This is a genomic window from Stutzerimonas stutzeri, from assembly GCF_000219605.1.
GTDB classification, from domain to species: domain Bacteria; phylum Pseudomonadota; class Gammaproteobacteria; order Pseudomonadales; family Pseudomonadaceae; genus Stutzerimonas; species Stutzerimonas stutzeri.
This window is the reverse complement of record NC_015740.1, coordinates 2,713,741-2,733,214: the sequence shown is the minus strand read 5'-3', so window position 1 is coordinate 2,733,214 and position 19,474 is coordinate 2,713,741. Positions and strand designations below refer to the sequence as shown.

The window sequence follows — 19,474 nt, the reverse complement described above, 5'->3', positions numbered from 1 at the left end:
CTGGACGACGAGTCATCCGATGAACTGGACATGGTTTCACAAGCTGGGCTCACCGAAGTGGTTCTACGAGATCAGCGGGCGCTGGTTGCCCTGGCTGGCCTGGGCAGCCGTGTTGCTGGTCAGCGCCGGCGTGGTCTGGGGCCTGGCGTTCGCTCCCGAGGACTACCAGCAGGGCAACAGCTTCCGGATCATCTACATTCATGTCCCCGCCGCATTCCTGGCCCAGTCCATCTACGTGATGCTCGCCGTCGCCGGCGTGGTGGGGCTGGTCTGGAAGATGAAGCTGGCTGACGTTGCGCTGCAGCAGGCGGCGCCGATCGGCGCGTGGATGACTTTCATCGCACTGCTCACCGGCGCGGTCTGGGGCAAACCGACCTGGGGCGCCTGGTGGGTATGGGACGCGCGGCTGACCTCGATGCTGATCCTACTGTTCCTGTACTTCGGCATCATTGCGCTGGGCCAGGCAATCAGTAACCGTGACAGCGCGGCCAAGGCCTGTGCGGTGCTGGCGATCGTCGGCGTAGTGAATATCCCGATCATCAAGTACTCGGTGGAGTGGTGGAACACGCTGCACCAGCCAGCGACCTTCAAGGTGACCGAGAAACCGGCCATGCCGATGGAGATGTGGCTGCCGCTGCTGGTGATGGTGATCGGCTTCTATTGCTTCTTCACCGCGGTGCTGCTGATGCGCATGCGCCTGGAAGTGCTGCGCCGCGAGTCGCGTGCAAGCTGGGTGAAGAACGAGGTCAAGGCTCTGGTGGGAAATAACTCGTGAACTTTTCATCCTTCGCCGATTTCATCGCCATGGGCAATCATGGCGTGTACGTCTGGACCGCATACGGCATCAGCCTGGCGGTGCTGATTCTCAACGTTGCGCTGCCCGTACTGGCGCGTCGGCGTTACCTGCAAGATGAGGCGCGTCGTTTGCGCCGGGAGGAGTCGAAGTGAATCCGGTGCGCAAGAAGCGTCTTTTCATCGTCCTGGCGATTCTCGCCGGTGTCGGTATCGCCGTGGCGCTGGCGTTGTCCGCCCTACAGCAGAACATCAACCTGTTCTACACGCCGTCCCAGATCGCTGCCGGCGAAGCGCCGGAGGGCACCCGAATCCGCGCAGGAGGGCTGGTGGAAGAGGGTTCGGTCAAGCGCACCAACGATTCGCTCAGCGTCGCCTTCCGTGTCACCGATGGCGCTCAGGCGATCACCATCACCTATCAAGGCATCCTCCCGGATCTGTTCCGTGAAGGGCAGGGTATCGTCGCACTGGGCCGGGTCAACGCCGACGGCGTGCTGGTCGCCGACGAGGTCCTGGCCAAGCACGATGAGAACTACATGCCGCCGGAAGTGACCCAGGCGCTGGAGAAGAGCGGCATGATGAAGCATTACGAGGGCGGCAAGCAGGAGTACGCGAAATGATTCCGGAGCTCGGCCATCTGGCAATGATTCTGGCCCTGTGCCTGGCCGTGGTCCAGGCCACGCTGCCGCTGATCGGTGCCTGGCGCGGTGACCGGCAATGGATGGGCCTGGCGCAGCCGGCGGCCTGGGGGCAGTTCGCGTTTCTCGGTTTCTCCTTTGCCTGCCTGACCTACGCCTTCATGGTCGACGATTTCTCCGTCGCCTATGTGGCGCACAACTCCAACAGCGCCTTGCCCTGGTACTACAAGTTCAGTGCCGTGTGGGGTGCCCACGAAGGTTCGCTGCTGCTGTGGGCCTTCATTCTCGCCGGCTGGACCTTCGCGGTGGCGATCTTCTCCCGTCAGCTGCCGGAAGACATGTTGGCGCGCGTGCTCGGTGTGATGGGCCTGATCAGTATCGGTTTCCTGCTGTTCCTGATCGTCACCTCCAATCCGTTCGAGCGGTTGCTGCCGCAGGTGCCGATGGATGGCCGGGACCTCAACCCGCTTCTGCAGGACTTCGGTCTGATCGTGCATCCCCCGATGCTCTACATGGGGTACGTCGGTTTCTCGGTTGCCTTCGCCTTCGCTATCGCCGCGCTGCTCGGCGGGCGTCTTGATGCCGCCTGGGCGCGCTGGTCCCGTCCATGGACGCTGGTGGCCTGGGCGTTCCTCGGTCTGGGCATCGCGCTGGGTTCCTGGTGGGCCTATTACGAGCTCGGCTGGGGTGGCTGGTGGTTCTGGGACCCGGTGGAAAATGCCTCGTTCATGCCCTGGCTGGTCGGTACCGCGTTGATCCACTCGCTGGCCGTTACGGAGAAGCGCGGCGTCTTCAAGAGCTGGACGGTGCTGCTGGCGATCGCGGCCTTCTCGTTGAGCCTGCTCGGCACCTTCCTCGTCCGCTCCGGTGTACTCACTTCCGTTCACGCCTTCGCTACCGATCCCGAGCGCGGCGTGTTCATCCTGGTGTTCCTGCTGATGGTGGTCGGTGGCTCGCTGACCCTGTTCGCCCTGCGCGCGCCGGTGGTCAAGAGTCAGGTCGGCTTCGGCCTCTGGTCGCGCGAAACCCTGCTGCTGGTCAATAACCTGCTGCTCGTCGTGGCGACCGCGATGATCCTGCTGGGTACGCTGTATCCGCTGCTGCTGGATGCCCTGTCTGGTGCCAAGCTGTCGGTGGGGCCGCCGTACTTCAATGCCATGTTCGTGCCGTTGATGGCCGCGCTGATGCTTACGCTGGGTGTCGGGATCATGGTGCGCTGGAAGGACACGCCGGTGAAGTGGTTGCTCGGCATGCTCACGCCGGTGCTGATCACCAGCGTGGTACTCGGCGGGCTCGGCTCGCTGCTGTTCGGTGACTTCAACTGGGCCGTGCTGGCGGTATCCCTGCTGGCGGCATGGGTGGTTATCGCCAGCGTCCGCGATCTGCTCGACAAGACCCGTCACAAGGGCCTGTTGAAGGGGGCACGGAGCCTTGCACCGAGTTATTGGGGCATGCACCTGGCGCACCTGGGCCTCGCTGTCTGTGCGATCGGTGTGGTGTTGACCAGCCATCAGAGCTCCGAGCGTGACCTGCGCCTGGCGCCGGGCGAGTCGCTGTCGCTGGGTGGCTACGAGTTCGTCTTCGAGGGGGCGGTGCACCACGAGGGGCCGAACTTCACCTCGGACAAGGCCACCATCCGGGTTTTCGACGGTGACAAGCAGATCGCCACCCTGCATCCGGAGAAGCGCCTGTACACCGTGCAGCAGATGCCGATGACCGAGGCGGGCATCGACGCCGGCTTCACTCGCGACCTCTATGTGGCCCTCGGCGAGCCGCTGGGCGACGGTGCCTGGGCAGTGCGCGTGCATATCAAGCCGTTCGTGCGCTGGATCTGGTTGGGTGCGCTGATGATGGGCCTGGGCGGTGCCCTGGCCGCCAGTGATCGTCGTTATCGTGTCAAGGTAAAGACCCGCGTGCGCGAAGCATTGGGTATGGCGGCGCAAGGAGCCTGATGTGAAAAGACTGCTGATGTTGCTGCCACTGGCGATCTTTCTGGTGGTGGCAGTGTTCCTCTACCGGGGGCTTTTTCTCGATCCGTCCGAGCTGCCTTCGGCGCTGATCGGCAAGCCGCTGCCCGCGTTCTCGCTGCCCTCGGTGGAAGATGAGCAGCGCCTGATCACCGACGCAGATCTCAAGGGCAAACCCGCACTGGTCAACGTGTGGGCAACCTGGTGTGTCGCCTGCAAGGTCGAACACCCGGTACTCAATCGCCTGGCCGCGCAGGGCGTGGTCATCCATGGCGTCAACTACAAGGATGACAACGCAGCGGCGCGGAAATGGCTGAAGGAATTTCACGATCCCTACCAGCTGAACATTCGTGACGAGCGCGGCAGCCTGGGCCTGGACCTGGGCGTATATGGCGCGCCCGAGACCTTCCTGGTCGACAAGCAGGGCGTCATCCGTCACAAGTTCGTCGGCGTGATCGATGATCGTGTCTGGCGCGAGCAGCTCGCAGCGCTCTATCAGGAGTTGGTGGACGAATGAAACGATTGATCCACGCTGCGCTGCTGGGGCTGTTCCTGGTTTCCACGGCCCAGGCAGCGATCGACACCTACGAGTTTCGCGATGAGGCCGAACGCGAGCGCTACCGGACGTTGACCGAAGAGCTGCGTTGTCCGAAGTGCCAGAATCAGAACATCGCCGATTCCAACGCGCCCATCGCGATGGATCTGCGCCAGGAAATCTTCCGCATGCTGGAGGAGGGGCAGAGCAACGACCAGATCGTCGATTACCTGGTGGACCGTTATGGCGACTTCGTTCGTTACAACCCGCCGGTGAATGCGAAGACCCTGCTGCTCTGGTACGGCCCGGCGGGCCTGCTGGTGCTGGGCTTTGGTGTGCTGGCCGTGATCCTGGTACGTCGCCGCCGCGTCGAGAAGGCGCCTGCATCGAACACCCTTTCCGAGACCGAGCGCGAGCGTCTCGCCAAGCTGCTGGATAAAAAAGACTCATGACCGATTTCTGGATAGCCGCCAGCGCTTTGCTGCTGGTGGCGCTGGCCTTCCTGCTGCTCCCCATCCTGCGTGGTCGTCGTGCCCAGGCCGAAGAAGACCGTACGGCGCTCAACGTTGCGCTCTACGAGGAGCGCCTGGCTGAACTCACCGCCCAGCATGCGGCGGGAACACTGAGCGATGCCCAGCTCGAAGCGGGGCGTGCGGACGCGGCGCGCGAGTTGTTGGAAGACACCGAAAACAGCGACAGCCCCAAAATCGCCAAGTTGGGTCGTAGCGTGCCGCTTATCGCAGCCGTGCTGGTGCCCCTGGTGGGCTATGGGCTGTACATGCACTGGGGTGCCAGCGACAAGGTGCAGATGGCTCGTCAGTTCTCGGAGCAGCCACGCACCGTCGAAGAAATGACGGCTCATCTTGAGCAGGCCGTGAAGGAGCAGCCCGACTCGGCCGAAGCCTGGTACTTCCTCGGGCGCACCTACATGAATCAAGAGCGCCCGGCCGATGCGGCCAAGGCATTCGCGCGCGTGGTAGAGCTTGCCGGACGCCAGCCCGAACTGCTTGGCCAGTGGGCTCAGGCGCAATACTTCGCCGGCGATCGGCAGTGGTCGGAACAGCTGCAGGCGCTTACCGATGAGGCGCTGCAGGCCGATCCGCAGGAACTGACCAGTCTCGGCCTGCTCGGTATCGCGGCATACGAGGAAGGTCGCTATCAGGATGCCGTGCGCTTCTGGGAGCAGCTGGTGGCTGCGTTGCCCGAGAACGATCCTTCTCGCGAAGCCATCCGCGGCGGCATCGAACGCGCCAGGCAGCAGGTCGACGGCGGTTCCGGCAACGCTGAAGCAGGCGAGGCTCCGGCTGCGGCGAGCACGCAGGCCGCTGCGCTGCAAATCCAGGTGCAGCTGGATCCGAAGGTGGCGGAAACGGTATCGCCCGAGGACAGTGTTTTCGTTTTTGCCCGGGCAGTGAACGGACCGCCGGTTCCGCTGGCGGCCAAGCGCCTGACCGTCGGTGATCTTCCGGCGACCGTCACGCTGAGCGACGCCGATGCGATGGTGCCGTCCCTCAAGATCTCCAGCGTCGAGCAGGTGACGGTGATGGCGCGGGTTTCTCGTACGGGTGACGCAACAACGGGTGAGTGGATGGGTCAAAGCGAGGCGCTCGAGACTCGCGGTGATAAAAACGCCGTGCGGTTGACGATCGATCGCGCCGAGGCGCCCTGATCCCAGTAGAGGTGGAGATGAACCTGAAGCCAACAGCGAACCCGTTTGCTCCCGCGCGCATTGTTCTGCGGGCCGCGCTGATTGGTCTGACGCTGTTGCTCGGCGCCTGTGCTGGGAATCCGTACGATTCCGCACCGCAGGCACCGGCACCTGCACCTGTTCCGCGGGCACCGGAGCCCTCCGGTCCGGTCATCGCGCCACCGCCTATCAAGGCGCCACCGGCACCCAGGGCTCCAGCCACGCAGAGAAGCCATCCGCGTTACGCGCCGCCGCCGCACGTGGCGGCTCATTGGGACAATCGCCTGGGTGTCTATGTGGTGGAGGGGCGCGAGCTGTACTATCGCGAGCGCCTTTACTATCGCTGGGATGGCGACTGGTTCTGCGCGGCGCGCCCGGATGGCCCTTGGGAACCGGTTGCACCACCCAGCGTGCCGCCGGGGTTGCGCGAACGCTACTGAGCTGCACGCAGAGGCAGTCTTTTTGCCGTTCGGTCTAAAGGCTGAGCGTCGATTGCCGATAAGGATTCAGCACCGTTGCTTTGCAACGTATCCGCTGGCTCGGCAAGACCGCCGCATCGGGCTCAGGCCCCGGAGTCGAACATGAATGCTTCCGTCAAGCGCCTAGAAGAAACCGGCACCTCACTGCGCGACGCGCTGACGCGGCAGGATTGGTCGGCCATCGGCATGCTCGACCGCGAGTGCCGCAGCGCTGTCGATGAGGCGATGCGCGAACATCAGCGTGATGATGGAGCTGTCCGGCAACGTTTGCAGGAGCTGCTCGATCTCTATCGCGAACTGGTCATGACCTGCCAGATCGAACAGGCCAGGGTGGCAGGCGAACTGCGTCAGCTCAATCAGTCGCAGCAGGGCGCCAAGGTCTACCAGCTGTTCGGTTGAATGCCGAACGCAACATGCTTGTGCGCACCGTTCCCGACCGTCCTCGGCTCACCATGGGCCAGTCACGACCTCTCGCTTTTTATCATTACAAAGTATGTGGCATTATGTCGCCAGTGCCGCACTGGCGGTCATCTGTTTGACGCGTACTGCTTGGTAAATCCCTATCTTGTCCACGATCTTGCGCGCAACTGACCGGTTGAGCTGCTGGGCGTTTCTCAACACTCTGATTTTCGGCTCGTTCTTTGGTCGTTAATTCACGCCATAAATTTGACTCAGTTCATTTTTTCATTAATCTACGTTTCATCTGCCATGAAGTGTGATCGCCTTTATTTCCATGGATGCGAGCGCAGGCTTTCTTTCAGCCTCTAAAGAGCCCTATAAACAAGATGTGGCGTGAAACCAAGATTTTGTTGATAGATGATGATCGTGACCGTCGGCGGGATTTGACGGTCATTCTGAATTTTCTCAGTGAGGATCATCTGGCTTGCTCCAGCAGTGAATGGCAGGACGCTGTCGCCGGCCTCGAGTCCAGTCGAGTCGTGAATGGCGTCATGCTGGGGGATGTGACCACCAGGGGTGGCGCCATTGAACTCATCAAGCAGATGAGCAAATGGGATGAGAACGTCCCGTTGATGCTGATTGGCGAGCCGGCACCGACCGACTGGCCCGAGGAGATTCGACGCCGGGTCCTTACCAGCCTGGAAATGCCGCCCAGCTACAACAAGCTGCTCGACTCGCTGCACCGCGCGCAAATCTACCGTGAAATGTACGAGTCCAAGACGCGCGGCCGGCAGCGCGAACCCAATCTTTTCCGCAGCCTGGTTGGCACCAGCCGAGCGGTGCAGCATGTCCGTCAGATGATGGAGCAGGTCGCCGATGCGGAGGCCAGCGTGCTGATCCTCGGCGAATCCGGTACCGGCAAGGAGGTGGTCGCGCGTAACCTGCACTACCATTCCAAGCGGCGCCAGGGACCGTTCGTTCCAGTCAATTGCGGTGCTATCCCGGCGGAATTGCTGGAAAGCGAACTGTTCGGACACGAAAAAGGCGCCTTTACCGGCGCGATCACCGCGCGGGCAGGGCGCTTCGAGCTGGCCGAGGGCGGTACGCTGTTCCTCGACGAAATCGGCGACATGCCGTTACCCATGCAGGTCAAGCTTCTTCGTGTACTGCAGGAGCGCACATTCGAGCGCGTCGGCAGCAACCGCACGCAGAATGCCGATGTTCGGATCATTGCCGCGACCCACAAGGATCTGGAAAAGATGATCGAAGAGGGGACCTTCCGTGAGGACCTCTACTATCGCCTGAACGTCTTCCCGATCGAAATGGCGCCGCTGCGCGAGCGTGTGGAAGACATTCCACTGCTGATGAACGAGCTGATCTCGCGCATGGAACACGAGAAGCGCGGCTCCATCAGGTTCAACTCGGCTGCCATCATGTCGCTCTGCCGGCACGACTGGCCAGGTAACGTTCGCGAATTGGCCAACCTCGTCGAACGCATGGCGATCATGCATCCTTATGGTGTGATCGGTGTAATGGAGCTGCCGAAGAAGTTCCGGCACGTTGATGATGACGATGAGCAGTACGCAACCAGTCTGCATGACGAGATGGAAGAGCGTGCCGCCATCAGCGCGCCGATGGTGGTGCCTGAGGCGCAGGCCATGCTCCCTGTCGAGGGGCTGGACCTGAAGGAATACCTCGGCAACCTTGAGCAGGGGCTGATCCATCAGGCGCTCGAAGACGCCGGTGGTGTGGTTGCCCGTGCCGCGGAGCGGCTGCGCATCCGGCGGACCACACTGGTGGAGAAAATGCGCAAATACGGAATGAACCGCCGCGACGACGAACTGGGCGAGTAGTATTCGTGCATGACAAAGGCCACCTTCGGGTGGCCTTTTGCGTTTCTGGGACGCATCAGCGGATAATGCCGCCGGGCATGAACCTTGCTAGTTTCACTTCACCGACCATCTTTTGACAGGCGCAAGTGAATCAGTGAATTTCGTCACCAGGCCGTCCATAGCGTCCTTTGAGCCCACCGATGCCGTGGACCTCACAGGCTCGCTCGAGCGTTTCCGAGAGCTTGCCGGGCAGCTGGGCGAGTCCGAGGGGCTTTTGCAGGCACACGTCGCTGAGCTCCGGGACCAGCTTGCCGAGGCGGGGGCGCAGCGTCGCCACGAGCTCGAGGAGAAGGAGCGGCTCGCTCAACGGCTGCGGAACGTGCTGGACCTGCTTCCGGGCGGCGTGATCGTCATCGATGGCCAAGGGGTGGTGCGCGACGCCAATCCTGTGGCCTTGGAGCTTCTGGGTGAGCCCCTGGTGGGTGTCAACTGGCGCGACGTCATCGTCCGCAGTTTCGCCCCGCGCAAGGATGATGGCCATGAGATTTCCCTGCGCAACGGACGCCGTCTGTCGATCGCCACTCGTTCCCTCAGCGGCGAGCCCGGCCAGTTGGTGCTGTTGACCGACCTTACCGAAACCCGGCGTCTGCAGGATCAGTTGGCGCGCCATGAGCGCTTGTCGTCCCTGGGGCGAATGGTGGCATCGCTAGCCCATCAGATTCGCACACCGCTTTCCACCGCGCTGCTGTATGCCAGCCACCTCGAGCAAGGTGGTTTGAGCGAGCAACAGCAGCAACGTTTCGCCGGCAGTCTGAAAGCGCGCCTGCACGAGCTGGAGCACCAGGTTCGCGACATGCTGGTGTTCGCCCGGGGCGATCTGCCGCTGAACGACCGCGTGACCCCGGCCGAGCTGCTGTCCGCTCTTCGCGCGGCGGCGGAGCCGAAACTGAGGGATGTCGCCGTGCGCTGGCAGAACGATGCGCAAGGCGGCGAGCTTCTTTGCAACCGCGACACACTGGTCGGCGCGCTGCTCAACCTTGTCGAGAACGCCTTGCAGGCCTGCAGTGGCGCATGTCGTTTGAAGATTCATCTGTATCGGCGTGATGCCACGCTGTACCTGTGCATCAGCGATAACGGCCGCGGCATAGAGGCTGGCGTCCTGGGGCGGTTGGGCGAGCCGTTCTTCACTACCCGGGACAACGGAACCGGCCTCGGGCTTGCGGTCGCGAAGGCTGTCGCCCGTGCCCATCAAGGCGAGCTGCGCCTGCTTTCCCGGCCAGGTCGCGGCACTTGCGTCATCGTTGCGTTGCCGTTGATTCCTATCGTTCAGAAGGTCGTGTGAGCTGATGGCTGCGAAAGTACTGCTGGTCGAAGATGACCCATCCCTGCGAGAAGCACTGGGTATCACGCTCGAACTGGGCGGCTATGCACATCGAGCCGTCGACTGCGGCGAAGCCGCACTCATCGCCCTGGAGCAGGAGCCCTTTGGTCTGGTCATCAGCGACGTGAACATGCCGGGTATGGATGGCCATGAGCTGCTCGCCTCGATTCGCAAACGTTATCCGCAGATTCCGGTGCTGCTGATGACGGCCTTTGGCGCCGTGGCGAAGGCGGTGGAGGCGATGCGTCAGGGGGCGGTCGATTACCTCGTCAAGCCCTTCGAGCCCGGCACACTGCTCGAACTGCTGGGTCGGCACGTCAACGGCGCCCTCGGTCCGGTGGAGGCACAGGGTCCGATCGCCTGCGAGCCGTCCAGCCAGCGGCTGCTGGATCTTGCTGCGCGCGTGGCGCAAAGCGACTTGACGGTGCTCATTTCCGGCGAGTCGGGTACCGGCAAGGAAGTGCTGGCACGTTACATCCACCAGCGCTCGCCGCGTGGTGCAAAGCCGTTCATCGCCATCAACTGCGCCGCTATTCCGGACAATATGCTGGAGGCGACGCTGTTCGGCCACGAAAAGGGCGCCTTCACCGGGGCCATCGCCAGTCAGCCTGGCAAGTTCGAGCAGGCCGATGGCGGTACGCTGCTGCTCGACGAGATTTCCGAGATGCCGCTCGCGCTGCAGGCCAAGCTGTTGCGGGTGCTGCAGGAGCGCGAGGTGGAGCGGGTTGGCGGGCGAAGGTCGATTGCCCTGGATATCCGGGTGCTTGCGACCACTAACCGCGATCTGGCCGCTGAGGTGGCCGCCGGGCGCTTCCGCGAAGACCTGTTCTATCGATTGTCCGTTTTTCCCCTGGCCTGGCCGCCGCTGCGCGAGCGTCCGGCCGATATCCTGCCGCTGGCCGAGCGCCTGCTGGCGGGCCATGCCCGACAGATGCGACAGGTACCGGCTCGGTTGTCGTCGGCGGCGCAATGCTGCCTGCTCGGACACGGCTGGCCGGGTAACGTGCGTGAACTGGACAATGCCATTCAGCGTGCGCTGATCCTTCAGCAGGGTGGTGTCATTCAGCCCGAAGATCTCTGCCTGCTCGGCTCTGCTGGTGCTGTCGGTGCGCCGCTTACCAGTAATCCAGCGCCACTGCCGAGCGAGGCCTCTGCCGCTGATGGCGAAGTCGGTTCCGCTTTGGGTGATGATCTGCGGCGGCGCGAATTCCAGTTGATCATCGACACGCTGCGCGCCGAACGCGGGCGTCGCAAGGAGACCGCTGACCGGCTGGGCATCAGTGCGCGAACCTTGCGCTACAAGCTGGCACAGATGCGCGACGCCGGGGTCGATGTGGAAGCGTTGCTCTACGCCAGCTGAGCCGGGGGCGCAATGGCTCTGCTAAGCTGCGGCTTTCATGCAGCGGAGGCGCGCAGGTGCACCAGAACTTCTGGCAAGAACGTTGGGCTCGCAACGAAATCGGTTTTCACCTCGAAGACGTGCATCCTGGCTTGCGCCGTCACTGGCCGCGGCTGGCTTTGCCCGAGGATGCAGCTGTGCTGGTGCCGCTGTGTGGCAAGAGCCTGGACCTGGCCTGGCTCGCAGGGCAGGGCCATCGCGTACTGGGGGTGGAGCTGAGCCAGAAAGCCGTCGAGGCGTTTTTCGCCGAGCAAGGACTGGAGGCGGAAATTTCGCAGGTCGGCGCATTCAAAGTTTATCGATCCGGCAGGCTTGAGATCCGTTGTGGCGATTTCTTTGCGCTGGCGGCGCAAGACGTTGCCGACTGCCGGGGCGTCTACGATCGCGCCGCGCTGATTGCGCTGCCGCCGGCGATGCGCCAGCGCTACGCCGCGTTGCTGACGAACATTCTGCCGGCCGGCTGCCAGCAATTGCTGGTTACGCTCGATTACGACCAGGCGGAAATGGATGGCCCACCATTCGCTGTCAGCCGGGCGGAAGTGAGCACGTTGTATGACGGCGCGTGGGACGTGCAGCAGCTGGAGGCCAAGGAAGTGCTGGAGCGCAATCCGAAGATGCGTGAGCGTGGGCTGCAGCGCCTGCAAGAACAGTTTTACCGGCTGCAACGGCGGGATTGACCGCCGTTGCCGCTCGCTGCGCTCAGCTGTCCGCCTGGAGTCTGCGGATAAAGGTGTCGGCCTCGTCGATGGCGCGCTGCATGTCCGCCATCAACTGGTCGACATTGCCTTGCAGCGTGCGGTACTCGCCATGCAGGGCGCTGATCGCGCGAGCATTGAGGTTGTGCTTGAGAAACAGCACCTGATCGCGCAGTACGCTGAGCACCGGCTCGATGCGTTGCTCGGCTGCCTTCATGCGTTGCAGCAGCGTCCGGTATTCGGCGCGGGTACGGCTCAGCTCCTTCGCACTGGCAGCCTTCAGGCTGGCATTGCTGTACTGCTTCAGTTCGCTCTCCCATTCCTTGAACAGCGCATTGGCGACGTCTTCCACCGCGTCGATGCGGGCCCGCACATCCCGGGCGCTGGCGACGCTCGCCTCGTACTGTCGGTTCAGTGCGTCATAGCGCTTCTCCAGGTCGCCGCCTTTGACCTCGACCACGCTGCGATAGCGCTCCAACGCATCCTTGAACTGCTCCTTGGCGGCTTGCTGCGAGTCGCGTGCGTCCTTCACCCGGTCGACCAGGATGTCACGCTTGTGGATGCCGGCTTTTTCCATTGCGGAGTAATAGGCACTCTGGCAGCCAGCGAGGGCGAGCAGGGCGCAGCAGACGAAGATGAGGCGGCGCATGGCGATTCCTTCTATGCGGAGTTGAATCTGCATAGACAAACGAAAAGGGCGACTTGCGTCGCCCCGGTACCACTCGGTCGATCTCAGCCACGCTGACGCAGGGCTTCGATGCGATCCTCCAGAGAGGGATGGGTCATGAACAGGCCGGCCATGCCGTGCTTGAGCGAGCCGTTGATGCCGAACGCCTTGAGCGAATCGGGCATGTGCACCGGCAGGCCCTGTTCGGCCCGCAGGCGCTGCAGGGCGCCGATCATGGCGCTGGTGCCGGCCAGTTGCGCGCCGGCTTCGTCGGCGCGGTATTCACGCTTGCGCGAGAACCACATGACGATGATGCTGGCCAGGATGCCCAGTACCAGTTCGGCGAAGATCGTCGCGACGAAGTAGCCGATGCCATGGCCATCCTCGTTCTTGAGGATCGCCTTGTCGACGAAGTTGCCGAAGATTCGTGCGAAGAACATGACGAAGGTGTTCACAACGCCCTGGATCAGCGCCAGGGTGACCATGTCGCCATTGGCCACGTGGCCGATTTCATGCGCCAGCACCGCGCGCACTTCATCCGGGGAGAAACGTTCGAGCAGGCCCTGGCTGACGGCTACCAGCGCGTCGTTGCGATTCCATCCGGTGGCGAAGGCGTTGGCCTCGTAGGCCGGGAAGATACCGACCTCGGGCATCTTGATGCCGGCTTCGCGCGACAGTTGCTCGACGGTCTGCAGCAGCCACTGCTCATGCCGGGTGCGCGGCTGGCTGATGATCTCCGTGCGTGTGCTCATCTTCGCCATCCACTTGGAGATGAACAGCGAAATCAGCGATCCCGCAAAGCCGAACACCGCACAGAAGACCAGCAGGCTGCCATAGTTCTGGCCGGTGTAGCGATCGACCCCGAGCAGCTTCAGGGTGATGCTGGCGATGACCAGGACCGCAAGGTTGGTGGCCAGGAACAAGAAAATGCGCATCATGTTGCGGCAGACTCCAGGGTAGGATTTGAAGAACGATAGGCTATATAAGGCGCGCCCTTGAGCTATTCAACCGAGCGACTATTTCAAGCTATGTCGCTTGTGCGCCAAGGCTGGAGTGCAGCGGCGAGCCGGTGTCGTTTTCGAACAGCAAGCGGGCAAGATGGGCGATGCGCTCGCTGTGACCGCTTTTCAGTGCGTCGCGAAGCTGATGGGCGAGACTGGCCTGGATGCGCAGTACGCTGGGAGGCAGGCTGCGGTCGCCCGCCAGGTATCCGGGGACGGCGCGGGTCAGGCGAATGAAACCCTTCTCGGTCAGCACGGCCTGGTCCAGTGCGAGGAACTGGATGGTGCTCTCGAAGCGCAGATAGCCTTCGTCGGCCAGCCAGAGCAGGGCGCCCAGGCAGCTCTGGTGGCGTTTGGAGGGCAGGCCGAACTCGTCCGGCTCTTCCCGGCCTATCAGGTCTTCCACATACAGCGCGATCTTCCGTGGAAACGCCTGATACAACGCGAGCAGACCGCCCGCGGCGTCCTTGTAGAAGTCGTCTATCTGCAGATCCATTCGGTTACTGCTGGTAGGTCTTGAGGAAGTTGCCGATGCGTCCGATCGCCTGCTCCAGGTCATCCACGCGCGGCAGGGTAACCACCCGGAAGTGATCCGGCCACGGCCAGTTGAATGCCGTGCCCTGGACAATCAGCAGTTTCTCGGAAAGCAGCAGGTCGAGCACGAACTTCTCGTCGTTGTGAATCGGGCAGATCTTCGGATCGATGCGCGGGAACGCATACAGCGCGCCCATGGGCTTGACGCAGCTGATGCCGGGAATGTCGTTGAGCAGCTCCCAGGTGCGGTTGCGCTGCTCGAGCAGCCGACCCGGCGGCAGGACCAGGTCATTGATGCTCTGATAGCCGCCCAGTGCCGTCTGAATCGCATGCTGCGACGGTACGTTGGCGCACAGGCGCATGTTGGCAAGGATATCCAGACCTTCGATATAACTCTGGGCCTTGTGTTTGGGGCCGGAGATGGCCACCCAGCCGGAGCGGAAGCCGGCGACACGATAGGACTTGGACAAGCCGTTGAAGGTCAGGCAGAGCACGTCCGGCGCCAGCGAGGCGGTGGAGATATGCACCGCGCCGTCATAGAGAATCTTGTCGTAGATCTCGTCGGAGAACAGCACCAGCTTGTGCTGGCGAGCCAGCTCCACCATGCCTTCCAGGACTTCCTTCGGATAGACCGCGCCGGTGGGGTTGTTCGGGTTGATCAGGACCAGCGCCTTGGTGTTTGGCGTGATCTTGGCTTTGATGTCGGCCAGGTCGGGCCACCAGTTGGCCTGTTCGTCGCAGAGGTAATGCACCGGCTTGCCGCCGGCCAGGCTCACGGCGGCCGTCCAGAGCGGATAGTCCGGAGCGGGGATCAGCACTTCGTCGCCGTTGTTGAGCAACGCCTGCATGGACATCACGATCAGCTCTGACACACCGTTGCCGAGATAGATGTCCTCGATGCCGATGCCTTCCACCTGCTTTTGCTGGTAGTACTGCATGATCGCCTTGCGGGCGCTGAACAGGCCTTTCGAGTCGCTGTAGCCCTGGGCAGTCGGCAGGTTGCGGATCACGTCCTGGAGAATTTCCTCCGGTGCTTCGAAACCGAACGGCGCCGGGTTGCCGATGTTCAGCTTGAGGATGCGATGGCCTTCCTCTTCCAGGCGTTTGGCGTGCTTGAGCACTGGCCCACGGATGTCGTAACAGACATTGGCGAGCTTGTTCGATTTGCTGACCTGCATGATCCTGAGTGTCCCGAAGTGAAAACGTGCCAGTTCCGGAAATGGCTGGTCACGTTTGGCATGAACCCGGGCGCCTTGGCAGTCGGAAACCCCGCTGCCAGACTAGGCGTCGAAGAGGGAGGCATGATACGTGCGGCCCGACCACCGGAAAAGGTACAGATCGGCCTTTTTTATATAGCGTGCTGTTGCGCTTCGTGTGCGTTCCAAACAACCGGTGCGCCATGTCGTGGCCATGGGACGAAACGCGAACAGACCCCGAGGAGGCTACCAATGGACAAGCTGGAAAAACCGCTCGACGCCTGGCGTGAGGAGCTGTCCGATGAGCAGTTCCAGATCTGCCGGCTCGGCGCCACCGAGCGCCCCTTCACCGGCAAGTACAACGACACCCGGACGCCGGGCGTCTACCATTGCGTCTGCTGTGATGCGCCGCTGTTCGATGCCGATGCCAAGTTCGACTCCGGCTGTGGCTGGCCCAGCTATTTCCAGCCTGTAAGCGATACGGCCATCGCCAGCCTGGATGACTTCAGTCATGGCATGCACCGGATCGAGGTCAGGTGCGCTCGCTGCGATGCCCACCTGGGGCATGTGTTCCCCGATGGCCCTAAACCGACCGGTCTGCGCTATTGCATCAATTCGGCCTCGCTCGACTTGAAGCCCCGCGAAGCCTGAGCCGCAAGGAACCAGCATGCGCGATCCTCTGTTAGATATTCCCTGCGTCACCATCGACGGCGAGCACAAGACGCTCGCCGATTTCGATGCCAAGGTGCTGCTGGTGGTGAACACCGCCAGCCAATGTGGTTTCACGCCCCAGTACAAGGGATTGGAGGAGCTCTGGCAGCGCTACGGCGAGCGTGGCCTGGTCGTGCTCGGTTTTCCGTGCAACCAGTTCGGCGGACAGGAGCCGGATAGCGAGGCGCAGATCGCCACCTTCTGCGAGCGTCGGTTCGGCGTGTCCTTCCCGTTGTTCGCCAAGGTCGAGGTCAATGGCGGCGACGCCCATCCGCTGTTCATCGAGCTGAAGAAGCGCGCGCCCGGCCTGCTGGGCAGCAAGGCGATCAAGTGGAATTTCACCAAGTTCCTCATCGCCGGTCAGGGCCGCACGGTGCGGCGCTATTCCTCGCGTACCGCGCCGCAGGCGCTGGCGGCGGATATCGAGGCGCTGCTCTGAAACAAGAGCGGCGCGGGATCGATAGCTTTTGCAGGCGTTGATGTCTGGTCCGGCATCGGCCGGACTTTTTCTGTTTGGAGTCAATCATGGATGTCGAGTTGAAAGCCTTCCTGCAGCGTGCCGAAGGCCTGTTGGCGCGTATCGAGCCGTTGCTGCCCGCGCAGCCGCCCAATATCGATTGGGAGCATACGCTGGCGGCGCGCTGGCACCGTGACGGCCGAAGCGGCTATCTGGCGCCGCTCGAGGTCAATCTCGATCTGCGTCTGGACGACCTGATCGGCATCGACCGACAGCGTGATCTGCTGGCTGCCAATACTCAGCAGTTCGTCGATGGTCTACCCGCCAATCACGTCTTGCTCTGGGGCGCCCGTGGTACTGGAAAATCGTCGCTGATTCGCGCTCTGTTGGCCGAATATGCCGGCCGTGGGCTGCGCCTGATCGAGATCGAGCGCGACCATCTGGCGGATCTGCCGCGCGTGGTGGAGCTGCTTTCAGGGCAGCGTCAGGCCTTCGTGCTGTTCTGCGACGACCTGTCCTTCGAGGCCGGCGAGGGTGACTACCGGGTCCTCAAGAGCGTGCTCGACGGTTCCCTGGAGCGTGCGCCGGAGAACGTGCTGCTGTATGCCACGTCGAACCGCCGTCACCTGGTGCCGGAGCGCCAGAGCGACAACGAGAACTGGCAGATGGTGGACGGCGAGCTGCATCCGAACGAGGCGGTGGAGGACAAGATTGCCTTGTCCGATCGTTTCGGCCTCTGGCTGTCGTTCTATCCCTTCAGCCAGCAGCACTACCTCAGTGTGGTGCGCCACTGGATCGATTCGCTGGCAGGCAAGGCGCGCCTGCAATGGGATTGGGACGAAGCGCTGGAAAAGGACGCGATTCGCTGGGCCACCGGACGCGGCAATCGCAATGGACGCTGCGCGTATCAGTACGCCCGTCAGTGGGTGGGCGCGCGTTTGCTCGACGCGCGGCGCTAACTGACGTTGGTAGCTTGTCGAGCCCGCCGCAGCTGTTGCGGCGGGCCCGATGCCGGCCGACCCTAGACGGTAGCGGCCTTGCCCATCTCCTGCAGCTTGGCATTCATGCGTTGCTCGCCCGGCAGCAGGCTTTCGATGGCGGGACGCGCCAGCATGCGCGCATGGTGTGCAGCCAGCCCCGGCCAGCGCTGGGCATCGAGCTGTTCGCCGCCGTGGCTCATGTTGATCAGCTGACAGGTCACGGCGATGTCCGCCATGGATAACCGGGCGCAGACGAAGAAATCGTTGTCGCCGAGCTGCTGCTCGAGGTAGTCGAAATGAGGCGGCAGCTTCTGCTGCATCGCTGTCTGCACCGCCTCTTCGTTGCACGGCTGGCCGGAGGTCGGCTTGAGAATTCGGTTGCGAAACACGGTGAAGGTGGTCAACGGCGCCAGCTCGTAATCCGCGTATTTCTCGAGCCAGCGCACCTGGCCGCGCGCTTGGGCGCTGTCGCCGTACAGGGTTGGCGTGGCGGGATAGGCTTCTTCGAGGTACTGGCAGATCACGCTGGAGTCGGCGAGGGTGCAGTCACCATCCTTGAGCGCGGGAATACGTCCCAGCGGGTTGATGGCGTAGTACCAGTCTGGCGGGGTGAAGGGCATCACCGTTTCAAGCTGATAGTCGAGTCCCTTTTCCTGCAGGCACAGCCGTACCTTGCGGACGAAGGGGGAGAGGGGCACGCCGTACAGGGTCACAGACATCATCGTCCTCCGCGGTGGATTCGTTCTTGTTATGAGCTGTCGCCGGTGATGCGATCAGTAGACGTTGTTCTTCTTCCAGAGGTCTTCGTCGTCGAATGCCTTCATGCCTTCGGCCAGCTCGCTCGACTCGTCGGCCTTGGGCACCTCGTTCTTCAGCACCAGTGCGTTGGCATGCTCCAGCAGGGCCTCCAGCTGTTTCAGTTGAGCCTGGTAAGGCGCCGGTGCCGGCTGCCGTCGAATGTGCTGGACGCCTCGTTCGAAGGCCAGGCGTGCACGCTGCGGCTGGTTCTGCTGCAACGCCTGCTTGCCCAGGTTAGTGAAAAACTCGATGTGCAGGATGGCCAGCATCCGCTGGATATCCTGTACCCAGCGCTTGGCCTCGGCTTGTTCCAGGAGGCCTTCCTTGGTGGCGCGCACGATCTGGGCGTGGAGATCCTCGAGCATGAAGCGGCTCTCCTTGGCCTGGGCCTCGGTGAGGATCTGCCGGGGCGGATTGCGCACTTCGATCGCCTCACCCTTCGCCACGTCTGCGCGCAATGTCTGAAGGCGGGCTGCCAGTTTGTCGTTACCCTTGTCCAGCGGCTGCAGGCGCTCGCTGAGCGCCAGCTCGAGGCGGGTGAGCAACAGCTTCAGGGCCGGGGTCATCATCTGCCCGGGCAGGCCGTCAGAAAGATCGGCGCAGCGGCGGCAGCGGTCGGTCAGCTCGGCGCGCTTGCGGGCCTTTTCCAGATTGCCTTTTTCGACGATCTGTATGGAGTAGACGATGATGACCAGAACGAGCAAACCGGCCAGGATCAATCCCGTGATCATTAGTGGGGACACTTGACTACCTCTCGAGCCGCTGGCTTTTCGTCTGAGTGTAGTGGCTTGATGATGTGGCCGATAGCTCCAGCTGCCGCACGGTGATGCTGCGAAAATTTTTTTTAAAACTATGCTTGACGACCTTCGGAGGCCTCCATAGAATGCGCGCCACTTGCAGCGTGAAGCGCCAAACAGAGCGCTGCAAGCCGGAAGTAAGCTGTAGTTTCCGGGCAGCGTCCCCTTCGTCTAGTGGCCTAGGACACCGCCCTTTCACGGCGGTAACAGGGGTTCGAGTCCCCTAGGGGACGCCACTTTTTGTTGTAGATAAGCGGGAATAGCTCAGTTGGTAGAGCACGACCTTGCCAAGGTCGGGGTCGCGAGTTCGAGTCTCGTTTCCCGCTCCAAATTATGATCTATAGACGTCCACTGAAGCCTATAAGTCATTGAAGTAAGGGCCGTAAGGCCCTTTTTTCGTTCCAGTGAAATCCACTGTAAACCACCCCCAGCCAGGACGTTTGAGTCCAGTTTTAAGTCCATCTTACGGGGCGCGTGGTTTCCGGATTGTTGCTGGAGGAGCGTGGCCTGCGAGACAAGCATCTAGCCC

The 19,474-nt window shown here is 62.4% G+C and carries 22 protein-coding genes and 2 tRNA genes; 18 read left to right on the top strand and 6 right to left on the bottom strand.

Annotated elements, in window-relative coordinates:
* Window positions 1-19 precede the first annotated feature (19 nt).
* From PSTAB_RS12595 to PSTAB_RS12540, 13 genes are all read left to right on the top strand, one after another.
* The gene (locus PSTAB_RS12595) at window positions 20-775 is read left to right on the top strand and encodes a heme ABC transporter permease (protein WP_013983208.1); all 756 of its coding nucleotides are present in this window, start codon (window positions 20-22) and stop codon (window positions 773-775) included.
* Entirely contained in the window at window positions 772-948 is a 177-nt protein-coding gene (ccmD, locus tag PSTAB_RS12590; protein WP_011913664.1) for a heme exporter protein CcmD, read from the top strand. The genes PSTAB_RS12595 and ccmD overlap by 4 nt, the downstream gene beginning before the upstream one ends.
* Window positions 945-1,412, top strand: a complete 468-nt coding sequence (ccmE, locus tag PSTAB_RS12585; protein WP_011913663.1) for a cytochrome c maturation protein CcmE — start codon at window positions 945-947, stop codon at window positions 1,410-1,412. Before ccmD ends, ccmE begins: the two co-directional genes overlap by 4 nt.
* On the top strand, window positions 1,409-3,382 hold the full coding sequence (locus PSTAB_RS12580; protein ID WP_011913662.1) for a heme lyase CcmF/NrfE family subunit: 1,974 nt from the start codon (window positions 1,409-1,411) through the stop codon (window positions 3,380-3,382). Before ccmE ends, PSTAB_RS12580 begins: the two co-directional genes overlap by 4 nt.
* Before the next feature lies 1 nt (window position 3,383).
* The gene (locus tag PSTAB_RS12575; protein WP_013983207.1) at window positions 3,384-3,914 is read left to right on the top strand and encodes a DsbE family thiol:disulfide interchange protein; all 531 of its coding nucleotides are present in this window, start codon (window positions 3,384-3,386) and stop codon (window positions 3,912-3,914) included.
* On the top strand, window positions 3,911-4,384 hold the full coding sequence (locus PSTAB_RS12570) for a cytochrome c-type biogenesis protein (protein ID WP_011913660.1): 474 nt from the start codon (window positions 3,911-3,913) through the stop codon (window positions 4,382-4,384). Before PSTAB_RS12575 ends, PSTAB_RS12570 begins: the two co-directional genes overlap by 4 nt.
* Complete coding sequence (ccmI, locus tag PSTAB_RS12565; protein WP_013983206.1) at window positions 4,381-5,601, top strand: c-type cytochrome biogenesis protein CcmI; 1,221 nt, start codon at window positions 4,381-4,383, stop codon at window positions 5,599-5,601. Before PSTAB_RS12570 ends, ccmI begins: the two co-directional genes overlap by 4 nt.
* Before the next feature lie 17 nt (window positions 5,602-5,618).
* A complete protein-coding gene (locus tag PSTAB_RS21315) occupies window positions 5,619-6,059 on the top strand; it encodes a hypothetical protein (RefSeq protein ID WP_011913658.1) in 441 nt (146 codons plus the stop codon).
* A 141-nt stretch (window positions 6,060-6,200) separates the two neighbouring features.
* Entirely contained in the window at window positions 6,201-6,497 is a 297-nt protein-coding gene (fliT, locus tag PSTAB_RS12560) for a flagellar protein FliT (protein ID WP_013983204.1), read from the top strand.
* Window positions 6,498-6,883: 386 nt separating this feature from the next.
* A complete protein-coding gene (locus PSTAB_RS12555; protein WP_013983202.1) occupies window positions 6,884-8,350 on the top strand; it encodes a sigma-54 dependent transcriptional regulator in 1,467 nt (488 codons plus the stop codon).
* 133 nt (window positions 8,351-8,483) lie between these two features.
* Window positions 8,484-9,671, top strand: coding sequence for a sensor histidine kinase (locus PSTAB_RS12550; protein ID WP_041771778.1), 1,188 nt, complete (start codon window positions 8,484-8,486; stop codon window positions 9,669-9,671).
* Window positions 9,672-9,675: 4 nt separating this feature from the next.
* Complete coding sequence (locus PSTAB_RS12545) at window positions 9,676-11,070, top strand: sigma-54-dependent transcriptional regulator (protein ID WP_013983199.1); 1,395 nt, start codon at window positions 9,676-9,678, stop codon at window positions 11,068-11,070.
* A 56-nt stretch (window positions 11,071-11,126) separates the two neighbouring features.
* Window positions 11,127-11,786 (top strand): thiopurine S-methyltransferase, encoded by a 660-nt coding sequence (locus PSTAB_RS12540; protein ID WP_011913653.1) that lies wholly within the window; start codon window positions 11,127-11,129, stop codon window positions 11,784-11,786.
* 22 nt (window positions 11,787-11,808) lie between these two features.
* On the opposite strand, the gene PSTAB_RS12535 is transcribed toward PSTAB_RS12540, so the two are convergent.
* The 4 genes from PSTAB_RS12535 to PSTAB_RS12520 form a co-directional block, all read right to left on the bottom strand.
* Window positions 11,809-12,453 carry a DUF2959 domain-containing protein gene (locus PSTAB_RS12535; protein ID WP_013983198.1) on the bottom strand — a complete coding sequence of 215 codons (645 nt, stop codon included), beginning with the start codon at window positions 12,451-12,453 and terminating at the stop codon, window positions 11,809-11,811.
* Between the two features lie 83 nt (window positions 12,454-12,536).
* Window positions 12,537-13,409 (bottom strand): protease HtpX, encoded by an 873-nt coding sequence (gene htpX / locus PSTAB_RS12530; RefSeq protein WP_011913651.1) that lies wholly within the window; start codon window positions 13,407-13,409, stop codon window positions 12,537-12,539.
* A gap of 88 nt (window positions 13,410-13,497) precedes the next feature.
* Complete coding sequence (locus PSTAB_RS12525) at window positions 13,498-13,968, bottom strand: hypothetical protein (protein WP_011913650.1); 471 nt, start codon at window positions 13,966-13,968, stop codon at window positions 13,498-13,500.
* A 4-nt stretch (window positions 13,969-13,972) separates the two neighbouring features.
* Entirely contained in the window at window positions 13,973-15,184 is a 1,212-nt protein-coding gene (locus PSTAB_RS12520; RefSeq protein ID WP_011913649.1) for a pyridoxal phosphate-dependent aminotransferase, read from the bottom strand.
* 270 nt (window positions 15,185-15,454) lie between these two features.
* Between PSTAB_RS12520 and msrB the strand changes: the two genes are divergently transcribed.
* The 3 genes from msrB to PSTAB_RS12505 all read left to right on the top strand — a co-directional run bounded on the left by msrB (window position 15,455) and on the right by PSTAB_RS12505 (window position 17,329).
* A complete protein-coding gene (gene msrB / locus PSTAB_RS12515; RefSeq protein WP_013983197.1) occupies window positions 15,455-15,853 on the top strand; it encodes a peptide-methionine (R)-S-oxide reductase MsrB in 399 nt (132 codons plus the stop codon).
* A gap of 16 nt (window positions 15,854-15,869) precedes the next feature.
* A complete protein-coding gene (locus tag PSTAB_RS12510) occupies window positions 15,870-16,352 on the top strand; it encodes a glutathione peroxidase (protein WP_013983196.1) in 483 nt (160 codons plus the stop codon).
* An 86-nt stretch (window positions 16,353-16,438) separates the two neighbouring features.
* Entirely contained in the window at window positions 16,439-17,329 is an 891-nt protein-coding gene (locus PSTAB_RS12505) for an ATP-binding protein (RefSeq protein ID WP_013983195.1), read from the top strand.
* A 62-nt stretch (window positions 17,330-17,391) separates the two neighbouring features.
* Here the strand turns inward: PSTAB_RS12505 and PSTAB_RS12500 are convergent, their stop codons facing one another.
* Both PSTAB_RS12500 and PSTAB_RS12495 read right to left on the bottom strand, forming a co-directional pair.
* Window positions 17,392-18,069 carry a glutathione S-transferase family protein gene (locus PSTAB_RS12500; RefSeq protein WP_041771776.1) on the bottom strand — a complete coding sequence of 226 codons (678 nt, stop codon included), beginning with the start codon at window positions 18,067-18,069 and terminating at the stop codon, window positions 17,392-17,394.
* Window positions 18,070-18,123: 54 nt separating this feature from the next.
* The gene (locus PSTAB_RS12495; RefSeq protein WP_017243998.1) at window positions 18,124-18,891 is read right to left on the bottom strand and encodes a hypothetical protein; all 768 of its coding nucleotides are present in this window, start codon (window positions 18,889-18,891) and stop codon (window positions 18,124-18,126) included.
* Window positions 18,892-19,105: 214 nt separating this feature from the next.
* Here PSTAB_RS12495 and PSTAB_RS12490 point away from each other — a divergent pair.
* Together PSTAB_RS12490 and PSTAB_RS12485 are read left to right on the top strand one after the other, a co-directional pair.
* Window positions 19,106-19,181: transfer RNA gene (locus PSTAB_RS12490), tRNA-Glu, on the top strand.
* 17 nt (window positions 19,182-19,198) lie between these two features.
* Window positions 19,199-19,274 (top strand) — tRNA-Gly (locus tag PSTAB_RS12485).
* The last annotated feature ends 200 nt before the right edge of the window (window positions 19,275-19,474 follow it).

Coding starts and splice junctions, on each gene's coding strand:
- htpX (WP_011913651.1), bottom strand. CDS start 13,409: ATGATGCGCATTTTCTTGTTCCTGGCCACCAACCTTGCGGTCCTGGTC.
- msrB (WP_013983197.1), top strand. CDS start 15,455: ATGGACAAGCTGGAAAAACCGCTCGACGCCTGGCGTGAGGAGCTGTCC.
- PSTAB_RS12595 (WP_013983208.1), top strand. CDS start 20: ATGAACTGGACATGGTTTCACAAGCTGGGCTCACCGAAGTGGTTCTAC.
- PSTAB_RS12545 (WP_013983199.1), top strand. CDS start 9,676: ATGGCTGCGAAAGTACTGCTGGTCGAAGATGACCCATCCCTGCGAGAA.
- PSTAB_RS12535 (WP_013983198.1), bottom strand. CDS start 12,453: ATGCGCCGCCTCATCTTCGTCTGCTGCGCCCTGCTCGCCCTCGCTGGC.
- PSTAB_RS12500 (WP_041771776.1), bottom strand. CDS start 18,069: ATGTCTGTGACCCTGTACGGCGTGCCCCTCTCCCCCTTCGTCCGCAAG.
- PSTAB_RS12555 (WP_013983202.1), top strand. CDS start 6,884: ATGTGGCGTGAAACCAAGATTTTGTTGATAGATGATGATCGTGACCGT.
- PSTAB_RS12580 (WP_011913662.1), top strand. CDS start 1,409: ATGATTCCGGAGCTCGGCCATCTGGCAATGATTCTGGCCCTGTGCCTG.
- PSTAB_RS12525 (WP_011913650.1), bottom strand. CDS start 13,968: ATGGATCTGCAGATAGACGACTTCTACAAGGACGCCGCGGGCGGTCTG.
- PSTAB_RS12510 (WP_013983196.1), top strand. CDS start 15,870: ATGCGCGATCCTCTGTTAGATATTCCCTGCGTCACCATCGACGGCGAG.
- PSTAB_RS21315 (WP_011913658.1), top strand. CDS start 5,619: ATGAACCTGAAGCCAACAGCGAACCCGTTTGCTCCCGCGCGCATTGTT.
- fliT (WP_013983204.1), top strand. CDS start 6,201: ATGAATGCTTCCGTCAAGCGCCTAGAAGAAACCGGCACCTCACTGCGC.
- PSTAB_RS12570 (WP_011913660.1), top strand. CDS start 3,911: ATGAAACGATTGATCCACGCTGCGCTGCTGGGGCTGTTCCTGGTTTCC.
- PSTAB_RS12520 (WP_011913649.1), bottom strand. CDS start 15,184: ATGCAGGTCAGCAAATCGAACAAGCTCGCCAATGTCTGTTACGACATC.
- PSTAB_RS12505 (WP_013983195.1), top strand. CDS start 16,439: ATGGATGTCGAGTTGAAAGCCTTCCTGCAGCGTGCCGAAGGCCTGTTG.
- ccmI (WP_013983206.1), top strand. CDS start 4,381: ATGACCGATTTCTGGATAGCCGCCAGCGCTTTGCTGCTGGTGGCGCTG.